This window comes from Streptomyces sp. NBC_00386, assembly GCF_036063235.1.
In the GTDB taxonomy this organism is placed as follows: Bacteria; Actinomycetota; Actinomycetes; order Streptomycetales; family Streptomycetaceae; genus Streptomyces.
This window is the reverse complement of sequence record NZ_CP107950.1, coordinates 6,658,538-6,674,551: the sequence shown is the minus strand read 5'-3', so window position 1 is coordinate 6,674,551 and position 16,014 is coordinate 6,658,538. Positions and strand designations below refer to the sequence as shown.

At 71.9% G+C, this 16,014-nt stretch carries 15 protein-coding genes; 7 read left to right on the top strand and 8 right to left on the bottom strand.

Annotation, left to right across the window (positions count from 1 at the left end):
* Nucleotides 1-99: 99 nt before the first annotated feature.
* The 3 genes from panB (at nt 100) to OG780_RS29285 (ending at nt 3,166) form a co-directional block, all read left to right on the top strand.
* The gene (gene panB / locus OG780_RS29295) at nt 100-987 is read left to right on the top strand and encodes a 3-methyl-2-oxobutanoate hydroxymethyltransferase (RefSeq protein ID WP_328453133.1); all 888 of its coding nucleotides are present in this window, start codon (nt 100-102) and stop codon (nt 985-987) included.
* Between the two features lie 323 nt (nt 988-1,310).
* Nucleotides 1,311-2,345 (top strand): ATP-binding cassette domain-containing protein, encoded by a 1,035-nt coding sequence (locus tag OG780_RS29290; protein ID WP_326788147.1) that lies wholly within the window; start codon nt 1,311-1,313, stop codon nt 2,343-2,345.
* On the top strand, nt 2,342-3,166 hold the full coding sequence (locus OG780_RS29285; protein ID WP_328453130.1) for an ABC transporter permease: 825 nt from the start codon (nt 2,342-2,344) through the stop codon (nt 3,164-3,166). Before OG780_RS29290 ends, OG780_RS29285 begins: the two co-directional genes overlap by 4 nt.
* A 62-nt stretch (nt 3,167-3,228) precedes the next feature.
* On the opposite strand, the gene OG780_RS29280 is transcribed toward OG780_RS29285, so the two are convergent.
* Nucleotides 3,229-6,561, bottom strand: a complete 3,333-nt coding sequence (locus OG780_RS29280; RefSeq protein ID WP_328453128.1) for an AfsR/SARP family transcriptional regulator — start codon at nt 6,559-6,561, stop codon at nt 3,229-3,231.
* Between the two features lie 14 nt (nt 6,562-6,575).
* On the bottom strand, nt 6,576-7,202 hold the full coding sequence (locus OG780_RS29275; RefSeq protein WP_328453126.1) for a DUF6578 domain-containing protein: 627 nt from the start codon (nt 7,200-7,202) through the stop codon (nt 6,576-6,578).
* 114 nt (nt 7,203-7,316) lie between these two features.
* On the opposite strand from OG780_RS29275, the gene OG780_RS29270 reads away from it, so the two are divergent.
* Nucleotides 7,317-8,117 carry a site-2 protease family protein gene (locus OG780_RS29270; RefSeq protein WP_328453124.1) on the top strand — a complete coding sequence of 267 codons (801 nt, stop codon included), beginning with the start codon at nt 7,317-7,319 and terminating at the stop codon, nt 8,115-8,117.
* A gap of 53 nt (nt 8,118-8,170) precedes the next feature.
* Here OG780_RS29270 and OG780_RS29265 read toward each other — a convergent pair whose 3' ends face one another.
* The 3 genes from OG780_RS29265 to OG780_RS29255 form a co-directional block, all read right to left on the bottom strand.
* The gene (locus OG780_RS29265; RefSeq protein ID WP_167455616.1) at nt 8,171-8,332 is read right to left on the bottom strand and encodes a hypothetical protein; all 162 of its coding nucleotides are present in this window, start codon (nt 8,330-8,332) and stop codon (nt 8,171-8,173) included.
* A 105-nt stretch (nt 8,333-8,437) separates the two neighbouring features.
* Complete coding sequence (gene npdG / locus OG780_RS29260) at nt 8,438-9,142, bottom strand: NADPH-dependent F420 reductase (RefSeq protein WP_328453122.1); 705 nt, start codon at nt 9,140-9,142, stop codon at nt 8,438-8,440.
* Between the two features lie 68 nt (nt 9,143-9,210).
* On the bottom strand, nt 9,211-10,368 hold the full coding sequence (locus tag OG780_RS29255) for a sialidase family protein (protein ID WP_328453120.1): 1,158 nt from the start codon (nt 10,366-10,368) through the stop codon (nt 9,211-9,213).
* A gap of 116 nt (nt 10,369-10,484) precedes the next feature.
* Between OG780_RS29255 and OG780_RS29250 the strand changes: the two genes are divergently transcribed.
* Entirely contained in the window at nt 10,485-11,087 is a 603-nt protein-coding gene (locus OG780_RS29250; protein WP_328453118.1) for a hypothetical protein, read from the top strand.
* Between the two features lie 357 nt (nt 11,088-11,444).
* Here the strand turns inward: OG780_RS29250 and OG780_RS29245 are convergent, their stop codons facing one another.
* Complete coding sequence (locus tag OG780_RS29245; RefSeq protein WP_328453116.1) at nt 11,445-11,681, bottom strand: hypothetical protein; 237 nt, start codon at nt 11,679-11,681, stop codon at nt 11,445-11,447.
* Between the two features lie 58 nt (nt 11,682-11,739).
* Here OG780_RS29245 and map point away from each other — a divergent pair, with 58 nt between their 5' ends.
* Together map and OG780_RS29235 are read left to right on the top strand one after the other, a co-directional pair.
* Nucleotides 11,740-12,597 (top strand): type I methionyl aminopeptidase, encoded by an 858-nt coding sequence (gene map, locus OG780_RS29240; RefSeq protein WP_326788137.1) that lies wholly within the window; start codon nt 11,740-11,742, stop codon nt 12,595-12,597.
* A gap of 198 nt (nt 12,598-12,795) precedes the next feature.
* Nucleotides 12,796-13,500 (top strand): biliverdin-producing heme oxygenase, encoded by a 705-nt coding sequence (locus OG780_RS29235; protein WP_328453112.1) that lies wholly within the window; start codon nt 12,796-12,798, stop codon nt 13,498-13,500.
* Nucleotides 13,501-13,580: 80 nt separating this feature from the next.
* Here OG780_RS29235 and OG780_RS29230 read toward each other — a convergent pair whose 3' ends face one another.
* Together OG780_RS29230 and OG780_RS29225 are read right to left on the bottom strand one after the other, a co-directional pair.
* A complete protein-coding gene (locus tag OG780_RS29230) occupies nt 13,581-14,225 on the bottom strand; it encodes a PhzF family phenazine biosynthesis protein (RefSeq protein ID WP_328453110.1) in 645 nt (214 codons plus the stop codon).
* A gap of 152 nt (nt 14,226-14,377) precedes the next feature.
* Nucleotides 14,378-15,916 carry an HtaA domain-containing protein gene (locus tag OG780_RS29225; protein ID WP_328453108.1) on the bottom strand — a complete coding sequence of 513 codons (1,539 nt, stop codon included), beginning with the start codon at nt 15,914-15,916 and terminating at the stop codon, nt 14,378-14,380.
* Nucleotides 15,917-16,014 lie beyond the last annotated feature (98 nt).

The following is a 16,014-nucleotide window of genomic DNA, read 5'->3' as shown; positions in this document are numbered from 1 at the left end:
GGCGGGCCCGGTCTAGCCTCGCGTAGCACGAAGTGCCACCATGGGGGTGATCCGGGGACGCCGTCAGGGTGCCTCGAGATGACATAAGGAGCCGTTGCGATGACGCAGGTTTCGGCTGCCCAGAAGCAGCCTGCGGAGGGTGTCCTCAAGGCCGCCGGCAGCAGCAAGGCGCTGTACGGGGGCAAGAGCACCCGCCGTATCACGGTGCGCGACATCACCGCCGCCAAGGAGCGCGGCGAGAAGTGGCCCATGCTCACCGCCTACGACGCGATGACCGCGTCCGTCTTCGACGAGGCCGGTATCCCGGTCATGCTCGTCGGTGACTCGGCCGGCAACTGCCACCTGGGGTACGAGACGACCGTCCCCGTCACCATGGACGAGATGACCATGCTGTCCGCCGCGGTCGTCCGGGGCACCAGCCGCGCTCTGATCGTGGGCGACCTGCCCTTCGGCTCCTACCAGGAGGGTCCGGTGCAGGCGCTGCGCTCGGCGACCCGCCTGGTCAAGGAGGCCGGGGTGGGCGCGGTGAAGCTGGAGGGCGGCGAGCGCTCGCACCGCCAGATCGAGCTGCTGGTGGAGTCCGGCATCCCGGTGATGGCGCACATCGGCCTGACCCCGCAGTCCGTGAACTCCATGGGTTACCGCGTCCAGGGCCGGGGCGAGGAGGCCGCGCAGCAGCTGCTGCGGGACGCCAAGGCGGTCCAGGACGCGGGCGCCTTCGCCGTCGTCCTCGAACTGGTCCCGGCGGAGCTCGCCGCCGAGGTCACGCGCACCCTGCACATCCCGACCGTCGGCATCGGCGCCGGCGCCGAGACCGACGCGCAGGTCCTGGTGTGGACCGACATGCTCGGCCTGACCGGCGGCAAGGTGCCGAAGTTCGTCAAGCAGTACGCCGACCTGCGCGGCATCATGGGCGACGCGGCGAAGGCGTTCGCCGAGGACGTCGTCGGCGGGACGTTCCCGCTGGAGGAGCACTCCGTCCACTGAGGCACCGTCGCCGGGACCCGGACCCTCGCGGCCGGTGGGACGCCAGGACCCTGGCCCTCGCGGCCGATGGGGGGCGAGTCCCTTGAACCTCCGAGACCCCCAGGACACCCGGGGAGTCCCGAGGCACCGAGCCACTGCGGCACCAGAGACAACCCGCCGATCTTCCCCCGTCGGCGGGTTGTCGCCGTTTTCGCGTCCTGTCGGCGGGTTGTCGCCGCGTATTCGCGTTCTGTCGACCGACTGTCGGCGACCTATCGGTAACGATCGGGTTCTGTAGGCGGCCTGTCGGTCGTTTGTCGGTGGCGCCTGGCACCTTGATGGACATGACGCGAATCGACAACACGCCCCGGCAGGCTGCGACCGGCCGCAGCGCCGTCACCGTACGGGGGCTGGTCAAGCACTACGGCGAGACCAAGGCGCTGGACGGGGTCGACCTGGATGTGCGCGAGGGCACCGTCCTCGGAGTCCTGGGCCCCAACGGCGCCGGCAAGACCACCCTCGTCCGCTGCCTGTCCACCCTCATCACCCCCGACGCCGGAACGGCCACGGTCGCCGGCTTCGACGTGCTGAAGCAGCCCCGGCAGCTTCGCCGGGTGATAGGCCTCACCGGCCAGTACGCCTCGGTCGACGAGAAGCTCCCCGGCTGGGAGAACCTCTACATGATCGGGCGGCTGCTCGACCTGCCCCGCAAGGAGGCCCGCCGCCGCGCCGACGAGCTCCTGGAGCGCTTCTCCCTCACCGAGGCCGCCAAGCGCCCGGCGTCGACGTACTCCGGCGGTATGCGCCGCCGGCTCGACCTCGCCGCCTCGATGATCGGCAGCCCGGCCGTGCTGTACCTGGACGAGCCGACGACCGGCCTCGACCCGCGCACCCGCAACGAGGTGTGGCAGGAGGTCAAGCGCATGGTCGCCGACGGCGTCACCGTGCTGCTCACCACCCAGTACATGGAGGAGGCCGAGCAGCTCGCCTCCGAGCTGACGGTCATCGACCGCGGCAAGGTCATCGCCAACGGCCGGATCGACGAGCTGAAGGCCCGCGTCGGCGGCCGGACGCTGCGCATCCGCCCGGTGGACCCGCTGCAACTGCGCCCGCTGGCCTCCATGTTCGACGAGATGGGGCTCACCGGCCTCGCCACGACGATCGTGGACAGCGAGACCGGCAGCGTGCTGGTCCCGATCCTCAGCGACGAGCAGCTCACCGCCGTCGTCGGCGCGGTCACCGCCCGCGGCATCACGATCGCCTCCATCTCCACCGAACTGCCCAGTCTGGACGAGGTGTTCCTCTCCCTCACCGGCCACAAGGCCAGTGCCCCGCAGGACGAGAACCCCGCCCGCGCCTACGAGGAGGTCTCCGCATGAGTACCGCCGTTGTCGAAACCCCCCTCACGGTCGAGGCCGACCCCCGCATCTCGCTCCGCGCGCACGCCCGCCACACCGGCGCGCTGATCCGTCGCAACCTGCTGTGGATCCGCCAGGACCCGGAGTCGATGTTCGACGCGATCCTGTTCCCGGTCATCTTCACGCTGCTGTTCGTCTACGTCTTCGGCGGCTCCATCGGGCAGTCGCTCGGCGGCGGACAGGAGGCGTACGTCCAGTACGTCGTGCCCGGCCTGATGGCCATGATGGGCATGAACATGGCCCAGGGAGTGGGCACCGGCTTCAACACCGACTTCAACTCCGGTGTCATGGACCGGTTCCGGTCCCTGCCGATCGGGCGCGGCTCGGTGCTGTTCGCCAAGATCGCGGTGGAGGTGATGCGGATGCTGATCGCGACCGCGATCCTCATGATCGTCGGCGTCCTGGTCGGCTTCCACATCACCAACTGGCCCGGTCTGTTCGCCTCCGTGGGCCTGTCGGCGGTCTTCGGCTCAGCCCTGATGTGGGTGTTCCTCACCCTCGGCGTGATCATGAAGAGCGCGCAGTCCGTGCAGGCAATGGGCTTCCTGGTACTGATGCCGCTCCAGTTCGGTTCGTCGATCTTCGCGCCTACCAAGTCGATGCCGGGCTGGCTGCAGAACTTCACCGAGTACAACCCGCTGTCCTCCCTCGCGGACGCGGCACGCGGGCTGATGGTGGGCGGTCCGGTCGCGCACGGCCTGTGGGTGACGCTCGGCTGGTCGCTGGCCCTCACCCTGGTGATGGCACCCGTCGCCATCCACAAGTTCCGCACCAAGAGCTGACGTCCGACGCACGGACCCGGCCCCGCCACCGGGGCCGGGGCGCGCCGGTTCGCGTCCGCGCCTCAGATGAGGGCGGCGGCCTCCTCCACGGAGAGGCCGCCGCCCTCCGCGTATGCCGCCTCGTACGCCGCGTCGCCGAGCACGGCCCGCGCGCCCGCTTCGGCCCGCGCGCGCACCTCGACCTCCATGGGACCGGCGAAGTGGCCCGGCGGCAGCAGGGCGTCCGCGGCGCCCAGCAGCCGGGCCGCGTCCGGGGCGCGACGGCCGCCGTCCAGTTCACCGAGGGCGATGGCCGCCGTCGTCAGATGGGCGGAGGGCATGTGCGGCGCGATCATCCGCGACAGCCGGTCGGCGGACCGTTCCAGAGCCACGCGCACCTTGTCCAGGGCGCTCTCGCTCTGCCCCTCGATCGCGTCCAGCCAGGCTTCGATGCCGAGCATGAACCCGTCGAACAGGACGAAGGAGCCGGCCCCGAAGTCCTGCCGGAGCAGCTGTATCTGCTCGCGCGCCTCATCGATCCGGCCACTGCGGCCGAGCCAGGTCGCGAGGAAGAGGTGGGCCGCCGGCATGGCCTCGTTGTGGGCGCCGTGTCCGTTCGCCAGGACGTCGCGGATCAACCGCTCGCCGCGCTCGGCCTGTCCCAGCTCCATGTACATGCAGCCGAGCCGGACGTCGAGCACGGCCGTCTGGGCACGCGCGCCCAGACGCTCGGCGTACTTCCCCGCCTCCGCGTAGTCCGCGGCGGCGGCCCGGAAGTCGCCCTTGCGTTCATGGGCCTCCCCACGCGCGGAGAGGGATTCGGCGGCACCCCAGGCGTCACCGATGCGTCCGAAGAGCTCCAGTGCCTCGTCGGCGTCCACGGTGGCGTCGCCCGCCATGTCGGTGCGGTTGGCGAGGATGTTGGCGCGCATCTGGAGAGCGGTGGCCAGTTCCCAGTCGTAGCCGAGTTCGCGGCAGGTGCTGACCGTCTTGTTGATCACCTCGGTGAACCGCTCCATCGTGCCGGTGAGCAGCACGGCGTAGAACCAGAGGTAGCCGGGGGTGCGGCAGGTCTGCGGCATCCCGGGCTCGTAGGTCGCACTGACGGTACGGAGCTTCTCCTGGGCCTCCGGGGTCTGCCAGGCCCCCATGTCCATGTCCATATAGGCGAGATGGACGAGATGGACGCCGCGCCGGGCCTCTTCGAGGACCTCCTCGCGCATCGGCGGCGGCGAGTCCGTGCAGCGCTCGTACAGCGGGACGGCCGGGCGCACGGGCGGTGCGAAGGGGTCGGGGCCGAGGTCCATCACCTCCATGGACCAGGCACGGGCGTCGACGCGCTGGTCGCGGATCTGCCAGTACCAGGCCAGCGAGAGGACCATGCACAGCGCCTCCTGCTCGTCGCGTTCGGTGACGGCGTGCCGCAGGGCGGTGCGCAGGTTCTCGTACTCGCGCTCGATGTGGTCGATCGCGGCACGCTGTCCGGGGCCGCGCAGCAAGGGGTCGGTGGTGCGGGCGAGTTCGCGGTAGTACGTGAGATGGGCGCGCTCGGTGGCCTCACGGGCGCCGGACTCGTCGAGGCGTTCGCCCGCGTACTCGGCGACGGTCTCCAGCAGCCGGTAGCGCATCTCCAGGTCCGCTTCGCCCGAAGGGGCGGCGACGACAAGGGACTTGTCGATGAGCGAGCCGAGGACGTCCAGCGCGGCCGGACCGCAGACGGCCTCGGCGGCGGCGAGGTCGCAGCCGCCCGCGAACACCGACAGCCGTCCGAGGGTGTCCCGTTCGGCCTCGTCGAGCAGGTCCCAGGACCAGTCGACGACGGCGCGCAGGGTCTGCTGCCGGGGCAGCACGGTACGGCTGCCCGAGGTCAGCAGCCGGAACCGGTCGTCGAGCCGGTCGGCGATCTGGCGCGGGGTGAGCATCCGCAGCCGGGCGGCGGCGAGTTCGATGGCGAGCGGGAGGCCGTCGAGGCGCCGGCAGATCTCGGCGGCCGCCTCGGGGTCGTCCTCGACACGGAAGCCGGGCCGGGCCGCGGCACCCCGGTCGGCGAGCAGCCGCAGTGCGACGGGCTCCGGCAGCGGGTCCACCAGGCGCAGCAACTCCCCCGGTACACCGAGTGGTTCACGGCTGGTGGCGAGCACGGTCACACCGGGACAGCGTTCCAGCAGGGCCTCGGCGAGGTGCGCGGCGGCGTCGACGACATGTTCGCAGTTGTCGAGGACGATCAGCATCCGGCGCTTGGCGCAGTGTTCGGCGAGCCGGGTGAGCGGGTTGTCGTGCCGGTCGGCCACGGCGCGCATCTCCTCGGCACCGGCTCCGCGCAGGACGGTCTCGCGGGCGCCGACGGCGGTCAGCACGGCCTCGGGCACGGCCTTCGGGTCGTCCACCGGGGCCAGTTCGGCCAGCCACACTCCGTCCCGCAGGGTGGGGGCCAGGGCCTCGGCCGTCTCCTGCGACAGCCGTGTCTTGCCCGCGCCGCCCGGCCCGAGCAGGGTCACGAGCCGGGCGGTCGCGAGATCGCCCTGGATGGCATCGATGTCTTTCTCACGCCCCACGAAGGAGGTGAGCCGGGCACGGAGGTTGCCGGGGGGCGGTGACACGGGGCGGGAACGCCGCTCGACGAGGTGGTGATCAACCCCCGTGGCGTGAGCCTCCGCGCCTTGCGTGTGCGCCCCGCCGCCGGTCCCGGCCGGGCGGAGCAACTCCCCGTACAGGGACTGCAGCTCCGAGCCGGGGTCGGATCCCAGGCGATCGGCCAGCACTTGTCGTACGTCCTCGTACGCGGCCAGGGCCTCCGCCGTGCGGCCCGCTTCGCGCAGAGCGCGGAGACGCAGGACCTGGAGGGGCTCGTCCAGGGGGTGGGCGTCGCACAGGGCGGTCAGTTCGGGAAGGGCGGATTCGGCGTGTCCAAGGGCCAGCGCCGCGGTGAGGCGAGCGTGCCGGGCGTGCAGGTGACGGGTTTCCCAGTGGGCTGCTTCGGCGGTGCGGTCGGGCAGGTCCGCGAGGGCGGGGCCGCGCCACAGAGCCAGGGCGTCGTCGAGGATGACGGCGGCCTTGGCCGGGTCCCCGTCGGCGACGGCCCGGCTGCCTTCACCGGCGAGTCGCTCGAAGCGGTGCAGGTCGACGTCGTCGGGCGCGGCTTCGAGCCGGTAACCGCCGTCGGCCGAGGCGACGGAGTCCGCGCCGATGGCCCGACGCAACCGCCCGACCAATGCCTGCAGCGCTCCTGTCGCGTCGGTGGGCGGGTCGCCGTCCCACACCTCGTCGACCAAGAGCGCCGCCGGCACGGTCCGGTCGACCCGCAGGGCGAGAACGGTCAGCAGGGCACGCAGCCGCGCCCCGCCTATCGGGACGGGCGTGCCGTCGGGGCGGAGTGCCTGGGTGGTGCCGAGAATGCGATAGCGCACGGGGTCCATTGTCTCCGGTGGCGTCAGGTGCGGGGGCCGGGTACGTACAGTTCGGCCAGGACTCCGGCCCGGCCCTCGCCGAACCACCTGGGGCTGCGGTCCACGGCTTCCAAGGAGCGCGACGCGGGCACCGGCTCCCAGGTGCGCGAGCCGGGCGCGGTCTCCGCGAAGTCCTGGTGCACCAGGTGGATCGTACGGACCGTGCCGGTCGTCTCGGGCCACCGGGCACCGTGCCGCTCGACGGTGAGCAGACCGCTCCTCGCGACCCGTCGGCCGGGACCCGGCCCCGATCCGTCACGGCCCGAGCCGGTACCGGTACGGGTGTCGGTGCTCCTGCTCCTGCTCCTGCTCCTGCTCCTGCTCCTGCTCCTGCCACCGTCCGTGCCCGTGCCCGTGGCATCGTCGTCGGGATCACTGTGCAGGGCGACGACCAGGCCGTCGTCCGCGCGCAGCACCCGGATCTCGGCTCCGTCGACGCGCACGTACTCCGGCGTCGCCGTGATCGCGCTGAGCGCCCCGGACCAGCCGCCGCCGAGCGTCTCGCCCCCTTCGTCCAGCAGGAGCGGCCAGGTCACCTCGTCCCCGACCGAGAAGGGGGTGCCGCAGCACTCCATCTCCCAGTCCGCGTAGAACACCCGCCACAGCCCCATTCCCCCAGCTTCTCCGGAACCGATGCCCCATGGCGAGACGTTTTCCGCATGAGCCCGGTACGGTCGGGCAGTCTCCAGCACATGCTCGTCGGCCCAGCCAGTCCAGGGAGCCCCATGACCACCGTCGCGACCCGCCGCAGTGACCGGAGGATCAGCCCCGTCTTCGTCGGCATCGTGGCCGTCATGGGGGTGACCGGCTGGGCGGCGTGGACGGGCTTCGCCGAGCAGCCCGGCGTGGCCGTGTTCCTCTTCGTGACGGCGGCCTGGGTCGTCTCCCTCTGCCTGCACGAGTACGCGCACGCCCGCACCGCGCTGCACAGCGGCGACATCTCGATCGGCGCCAAGGGCTACCTGACCCTGAACCCTCTGAAGTACACGCACGCACTGCTGAGCATCGTGCTGCCGCTGCTCTTCGTGATCATGGGTGGCATCGGTCTGCCGGGCGGCGCGGTCTTCATCGAGCGGGGCCGCATCCAGGGCCGCTGGAAGCACAGCCTGATCTCGGCGGCGGGCCCGCTGACGAACGTGCTGTTCGCCGTCGTGTGCACGGCCCCGTTCTGGCTGCACGCCCTGGACGGCGTCCCCCCTGCCTTCCGCTACGCGCTGGCCTTCCTCGCGCTGCTCCAGGTCACGGCCGCGATCCTGAACTCCCTGCCGGTCCCGGGCCTGGACGGCTACGGCGTGATCGAGCCCTGGCTGTCGTACGGCGTCCGCCGTCAGGTCGAGCCCTTCGCGCCGTTCGGGCTGCTCGCGGTGTTCGGGCTGCTGTGGATCCCGGAGGTGAACCAGGAGTTCTTCCACCTGATCGACGCCGTCCTGGGCGGCCTGGGCATCGACGGCCGGGACACCGACTGCGGACAGTGGCTCTACCGCTTCTGGGAGTCGAACAGCGACATCTGCCTGCGGTCCTCCTGACAGGGCGGGGGGGCGGGAACCCACGTCCCCGGCCGCCGGGCCCTGCCCGGCGGCTACGCCCTGCCCCGCCGTGCGTAGTACCAGGTCATGTTCGACGACAGGCCCGCCAGCAGCACCCACACGATGCCCAGCCAGCTGCCCTGGACGAACGAGACGACGGCCGCGGCCACGGACAGCACACAGACGGCGAGGGCGTAGAGAGCGAGGCGGGGCATGGGGTCGGCTCCTGTCGGGGGGACACTGCTTCGGCACCAGTGTCCCCCACGGGAGCCGGAGGGTGGCGCACCCCCCGGCCCCGCCGTCGGCCGGGACGACAGACCCTAGACGTCCGTCACCCGCAGGCCCGCGTGCGCCTTGTAGCGCCGGTTCACCGAGATCAGGTTGGCGACCAGGGCCTCGACCTGATGGGCGTTGCGCAGCCGGCCGGAGAAGACGCCCCGCATACCGGGGATGCGGCCGGCGAGGGCCTGGACGATCTCGACATCGGCGCGCTCCTCGCCGAGGACCATCACATCGGTGTCGATCTCCTCGATCTCCGGGTCCGCGAGCAGCACGGCGGAGAGGTGGTGGAAGGCCGCGGTGACCCGGGAGCCGGGCAGCAGGGCGGCGGCCTGTTCGGCGGCGCTGCCCTCCTCCGGCTTCAGCGCGTACGCGCCCTGCTTGTCGAAGCCGAGCGGGTTGACGCAGTCGACGACCAGCTTTCCGGCCAGTTCCTCGCGCAGCGATTCGAGGGTCTTGCCGTGGCCCTCCCACGGCACGGCGACGATCACGATGTCGCTGCGCCGCGCGGTCTCCGCGTTGTCGGCTCCCTCCACACCGTTGCCGAGCTCCTCGGCCGCGGCCCGCGCGCGGTCGGCGGCGCGCGAGCCGATGATCACCTTCTGCCCCGCCTTGGCGAGACGGTAGGCGAGGCCCTTGCCCTGCGGACCGGTGCCGCCGAGCACGCCGACAACGAGCCCGGACACGTCGGGCAGGTCCCAGGGGTCCTTGGCGGGGGCCTTCTGTGCACTGTCAGTAGAGGTCATGGGCCGACTTTACGTGCGCGGGCCGCGCCAGGACGTCCGGGTCGGCCGAGCGCCCGGGGTGAGGACGGTCACCCGAGCGCGGTCACCGGGAGACGCCGGAAGGTGATCGTCTCGTACGCGCCGAAGTCGCCCGTCTCGTAGAGGAGTCCGACCGTGCCGGTGTCGACGCGGACCAGGTCGGAGTACGCCGCGGGCAGTCCGTCCACGGTGTGCGCCGAGCGCCAGGTGGTGCCGCCGTCGGCCGAGGCGCGGACCGTCATCAGGGCGCGGAAGTCCGGGTCCGCGGGCCCGGAGTACAGGAGCAGGTCCGGGTCGCGGAGCTGGAGCAGGCTGCCCTGGACGATAGGGGTGACGAGCCCGGCCTGTGGGCGGAAGGGCTTGACCAGGGTTCTGCCGCCGTCGAGGGAGTGGGCGTCGGCACGGTTGCCGGGGGACGGGGAGTCGTTGCGGGTGTTGAAGTAGACGCGGCCGTCGGGGAGTTCGGCGGCGGTGGTCTCGTTGACGTTGACGTATCCGTTGGTGTTCTCGTCGAGGTAGCCGAGGTACCAGGTCGCCCCGCGGTCGTCGCTGAGCAGACAGTGCCCGCTGTTGTACTTCGCCTCGGTGCCGTTGTCCGTGCCGGTGGGCGGCAGGGTGTGGTTGCCGGGGACCACCACCCGGCCGGAGCCGAGCTGGAGCGCGTGCCCCGGTGTCGTGGCGTACCAGCGCCAGCCCGCCTTCTTCACCTGTGCGGTGATCTCCTTGGGAGCCGACCAGGTGCGTCCGTCGTCGTCGCTGTGCTGCACCCATACGCGCCGCCCGTCGGCCGCCTTCACCTTGCCGCGCAGCAGGGCGTCCTCGGTGGCGGCGGCGGCGCTGCGGACGTGGACGAGCAGGACGCGGCCGGTGTCGAGGGTGACGGGCGCCGGGTTGCCGGCGAGGTCGGTCCCGTTGTTCGCGACGATCTGGAGCGGGCCCCAGGTCCGGCCGCCGTCCGCGGACCGCTTGAGCACGATGTCGATGTGCCCGTGGTCCTTCGCGGAGCCGACCCGGCCCTCGCAGAAGGCCAGCAGTGTGCCGGTCCGGGTGGCGACGACGGCGGGGATCCGGAAGCTGGCGTAGCCCTCGCGCCCGGCGCGGAAGGGGACGCTCACCGCGGTATCGGTGCCCGTCGTCCCGTCCGTGCCGGTGCCGGGGCCGGTCGTGCCGTCCGTGCCGGTGCCGGTCTCTGCGCTCGACTGTGTCATGGCCGGGCTCCCTGCTGCGGTCACTCATGGGGTCGGTGGTGCGGACTTCTGCCCAACTTGGGCGAATTCGTGGTGAACTCCGGGTCACGAGTGGCCCGTTGCGGCAGGATGCGGCCATGGATGCCGTACGGGTCGCGTTGCTGCGCGAAGTGCTTGCCGGAACCGAATGGCTGGGTGCGACACGGCGGTTCGGGGGAACGCTGCGGGGGTCCGTGGTGTCGCACGGCGGCGGTCTGCTGCTGGTGGGTTCCGAGGCGTACGAGCCCTGGCACCTCGCGGCACACCTCGTGGACGAGGCCGCCTGGTCGGGGACGCCGGAGCTGTCGCCGACGCTGGTGCGGCACGGGGCGCGGCAGTCGGATCCGGCTCACCTCGCGGTGGGCCTCGGACGGATCGAGGCGGCCCGGCGCGGCGAGACCCTGCTCGTGGTGGCGCCGGACGTTCCCGGGGACGCGCTGCTGGAGCGGGTGCACGGCGCCCGGCGGGCCGGGGCGACGGTACTGGCCCTGTCCCACGGGGAGGGCGAGCTGCCGGCGCTGGCCCACGAGTCGCTCGCGGTGCCGCCGGACCCCGAGCTCGACCTCGACACCGTGCAGCATCTGGTCAGCGCGGCGGCCGGGGAGAACGCGCTGCCCTCGCCCCGGGGCCGCCACCGCTTCCGCGACCGTCTGTCCCGCCTCGCGGACCAGTTGACGGCCCCACCATCGCACCGGTGGTAGCGGGCCCGCCCCCTGCCCCTTTCCGGCGCGGCTGACGGGTCGGCGGGCCGACAGGGGCGCCCCGGCGCCGCCGGAAGCGTCGCGGCCGACGCGGGGCCGTCGGCCCCGTCAACCAGTCCTCGCACGAGGCGGCGAAACCGTCCCTGCGGTCCATCGCCGAGGGCGGGCGCTACGCGTGGAGCCGCAAGGGGCTCCTGGGCGCTTCCGCGCGGGCGGAGGGGATCCTGCCCGCACCTCCGGTGACCGCGTTCCTGACGAGCGCGTACGAGGGTCCGCCCGGGCACCCCTGGCCCCGCCTCGGCGGTCAGCCCTAGGCCGTCCCGGAACCCGGTGCCGCGGCCGGCCGGGGCACCCGCCTCAGTCGTCCTCGGCGTCCGGCGCCTTGCCCGACGCGTCGTGCCACTTCGGGTCCGTCTCCCATTCGAGGTTCCGCTCCCGCGCGAGGTCCATCGCGTGTTCGGCCTCCCCGCGGGTGGCGTACGGGCCGAAGCGGTCCTTGGCGGGGCACTCGGGCCCCTCCTCGACCTTCTTGTGCTCCAGGCAGTAGTACCACTCGCCGGGCTTGCCGACCGTCCGCTTCTTGAACAGGGCCATCACCAGCTCCTTTCGCCAGGGACATGTTCCCCCATGCCCGCTGGTTAGACTCGCTGCCATGTCTGGCCAGTCGCTGCTCGTACCAGGGGAGCTTTCTCCCACCCGCCCCGTGCCGGGAAACATCAGGCGCCCCGAGTACGTGGGAAAGCCCGCCCCCACGCCGTACACCGGACCGGAGGTGCAGACGCCCGAGACGATCGAGGCGATGCGTGTCGCCGGGCGGATCGCCGCGCGGGCGATGGCCGAGGCCGCCGAACTCATCGCGCCGGGTGTGACGACGGACGAACTCGACCGGGTGGCGCACGCGTACATGTGCGACCACGGCGCCTACCCCTCGACCCTCGGCTACCGCGGCTTCCCCAAGTCGCTGTGCACCTCGGTCAACGAGGTCATCTGCCACGGCATCCCCGACTCCACGGTGCTGCGCGACGGTGACATCGTGAACCTCGACGTGACGGCGTACATCGGCGGTGTGCACGGCGACAACAACGCGACCTACCTGGTCGGAGACGTCGACGACGAGTCGAGGCTCCTCGTGGAGCGGACCCGGGAGTCGCTCGACCGCGCGATCAAGGCGGTCAGGCCGGGACGGCAGATCAACATCATCGGGCGCGTCATCGAGTCGTACGCGAAGCGCTTCGGGTACGGGGTCGTCCGTGACTTCACCGGGCACGGGATCAACTCCTCGTTCCACTCCGGGCTGATCGTCCCGCACTACGACAACCCGCAGGCGACCACCGTCATGCAGCCCGGGATGACCTTCACCATCGAGCCCATGCTCACGCTCGGCACGCACGACTACGACATGTGGGACGACGGATGGACCGTCGTGACGAAGGACCGCAAGCGCACGGCCCAGTTCGAGCACACCCTCGTCGTCACGGCGAGCGGCGCGGAGATCCTGACCCTGCCGTAGCCGCCCGGAGCTCCCGGAACCACTGAAACCCGCCCTGTCCACAGGGCGGGTTTTTCCATGTGGGCGAGGCCCGCGATCGGGGTACGGTTTTACCGACAGCGCGTCGGGAAGAGTATTGACTTAGGTAAGCCTAACCATAGAAGATTCGACTGATCTCGCAACGGGCTCTCGCCCTTCCTCACCGGCTCCGGAGGCCCCATGAACGCGTCGGACACGTCGGACACGCTGAGCACGCCGGACACCACGGAGCCGGCGGGCACACCCTTCTCGACGCTCATCCGCACCGCGTCGCACGAACAGCACACCGAGGCGGAGACCTCGACGTTCATGAGCGACCTCCTCGGCGGCCGGCTCGGCGTCGAGGCGTACGCGCGCTACACGGAACAGCTGTGGTTCGTGTACGAGGCGCTGGAGGCGGGGACCGAGCGGCTGGCCGCCGATCCGGTGGCCGGGCCGTTCCTGCGGCCCGAGCTGCTGCGCCGCGGCGCCCTGGAGCGCGACCTCGCCCATCTGCGGGGCCCGGACTGGCGCGACACGCTCACCGCCCTGCCCGCCACCCGCGCTTACGCGGACCGGGTCACGGAGTGCGCCCTCGCGTGGCCGGGCGGCTATGTGGCCCACCACTACACGCGCTACCTGGGTGACCTCTCCGGCGGCCAGATCATCCGCGGCAGGGCGGAGCGGACCTGGGGTTTCAGCCGCAAGGGCGACGGCGTCCGCTTCTACGTCTTCGAGGACATCTCCAACCCGGCCGCGTTCAAGCGGGAGTACCGCGAGCTGCTGGACGGGGTCCGGGCGGACGACCTGGAGAAGCAGCGGATCGTGGCGGAGTGCAAGCGGGCGTTCGCCCTGAACACCGGGGTGTTCAGGGCCCTCGGCGAGGAGTTCCCGCTGACCGCCTGAGGGGCGGTGGACCCGGGCGTGCCGGGTCTGACCGTCCGGGGACGGTGGGACCCGGGCGTGCCGGGCGAGGTGGTGCGGTCTCAGCGTTCGAGGTGGACCCGGCCGCCTATCTCGACCCAGTCGCCCGGCTGCGGTGCGGTGAGGATCTGCGAACCGACGCCCTGGGTGATGTTGAGGGCCCGGCCGAGCTGCTGGGTCAGCAGCAGCGCCGCCGCTCCGGTGGCCTCGTCCTCCTCGATGCCGTCGTTGCGGCCGGGGAAGGCGCGGGCCCGCACCCGGCCGGCAGCCTCGTCCTCCCAGGCCCAGGCGTAGATCCACTCGCCCGACGGCGGCACGGCCAGCGCTTCGACCTCGGCCGCGGTCCCGTGCCGCCGCAGCGTCCTCGGCGGCGCCCACTCGGCCCGCGCCTCGATCCAGCTGAACTCGCCGTCCAGCCGGACTCCCACCACACCGGCGGGCGTGACCAGTTCGGGCACGTCGAGCAGCCATCCCACCCCGACGCACGGGTGTCCGGCGAACGGCAGCCGCAGCGAAGGGGTGTAGATGTCGATGACCCCGCGCTCGGGGTCGTCGACGAACACGGTCTCGCTGAAGCCGAGTTTCGCGGCGAGCTCCTGCCGTTCGGCGCGGTCCGGCATCACCGAGCCCTCGCGCACGACACCGAGCTCATTGCCATACCCGCCGCCTGGTCCGCAGAAGACCCGCAGCACGTCGTAGTCAGTCACTCCGGCATTCAAACATTCATCCGCCTGACCGGTGACCCACAAGACCGGACCGCCCGCCTCCGAAAGCTCCCTGATCATCGGGAACGCTGCCGGAGGCGGGCGGTCCGGTCCGCCGGTCCGGACGGGAACGCGTCCGGACCGGTTTCGACGGATCAGGCGTTCTGCCGCCGCCGCATGGCGACCACCACGCCGGCGCCCGCCGCGAGGGTCACCGCGGCCGCGGCTCCCAGCGCGCCGGCCGGTACCTCCGACCCGGTCGAGGCCAGGGCACCGCTCACACCGCCCGTCGTGGACCCGGTCGCCCCCGCGCCGCCCGTGGTACCCGACGACGTACCGGAGCCGCCCGAACCCGAACCCGAGCCGGAACCGGAGCCCGACCCGCCGTTCCCGTCCGGGAGTTCGGCGTCGTCGCTCAGCGCCACCGAGAGACCGACCGGGTCCAGCTCGGTGCCCTCGGCGTAGAAGCCCCCGAAGGCCTCCGCGCCGGCCTTGGTGAGCTTGGCGGTCACTCCGTCGAGAGTGATCACGTCGTCCTGCGCCGTCAGGCCCTCGGTGTCCGTGCTCAGGTCCGCGAGGACGACGTCGGCGGAGGTCTTGCCGAGGCTGTCGACGTCGGCGGTCAGCTCGCCGGAGCCGCCGTCGAGTTCCACTCCGAGGTCGCTGAGGGTGAGGTCGAGGCCGTAACTGCCGTTCGCCTCATGGCCCTTGAAGTTGACCGCGCCCTCGAAGGAGGCCGAGAGCGTGTCGGCGTCGGTGTCATAGGTGCCGGTGGCGTCCGTGAAGGTGAAGGCGCCGTTGCCGGCGGCCTGCGTGGCCCCGCCGGACACGGTGATCTTCCCCTGGGCGGCACCGTCCACGACGTACGTGCGGAAGGACTGCTTCACACCCCAGCCGAGCGTGCCGTCCGCTATCTCGCCCCGCGCGGGGGCACCCGTCCCGGAGGCCGAGACGGTCGGGCTCGCACTCTCCGAGGCCGGGTCCGAGGACGACGGGGACGCCGAGGAGGAGGACGAGGCGGAGGACGAGGGTGACGCGGAGGCCGAGGCGGACGTGGACGTGGACGTGGACGTGGACGAGGTCGGCTCCGGGGACGCGGAGCCCGTCGCGGTCGGGGTCGCGGTCGGCGTCTGCGTCGCGGCCGGCTTCTGGGTCACGGTGAGCGGATCGCCCGCGGCACCCTCGTAGCCCGCGCTGCCGAGGACGGTCGCCGCCTCCTTCGTCAGCCTGGTCTCCATGTCCGTCATCGTGCGGGTCACGGTGACATCGGCGAGCGGGACGTCCTCCCGGGTCGTACCGCCGCTCGTGACATCGGCGGTGATCTCCGCCGCCGCGCTGTCGAACTTCACGTCCGACAGGGTGAGTTCGAAGCCGTGCAGCTTGGAGGCGATCTTCAGACTCCCCGCGAAGCCGAGCCGTACGGCATGGGTGCCGGAGTCGTACGTCCCGCTGCCGTCGGTGAAGGTGAACGCGCCGTTGCCGTCCGCCTGCGTCGCCCCGCCGGACGGGGTGAAGGTCCCGGCCGCCATCCCGGTCACGTACGAGCGGTAGGACTGCTTGATGCCCCAGGTCAACTCGTAGTCCTTGAGCGGCGCTTCGGCGGCGGACGCGCTGGTCACGGCGAAGGCACCGGCCCCCAGGGCGACCGCGACGGCGGCGGCGAGTGCGAGAGGGCGGTGGCGATGGGCGGCCATGGTCGTGGGTCTCCTCGGGGATGAGCGTCCTGCGCCGGGGCGCGGGGATCGGTGGCGTACGGGGAACGAAGGGGGGTGGACGGGGAGTGGTTCGGGGG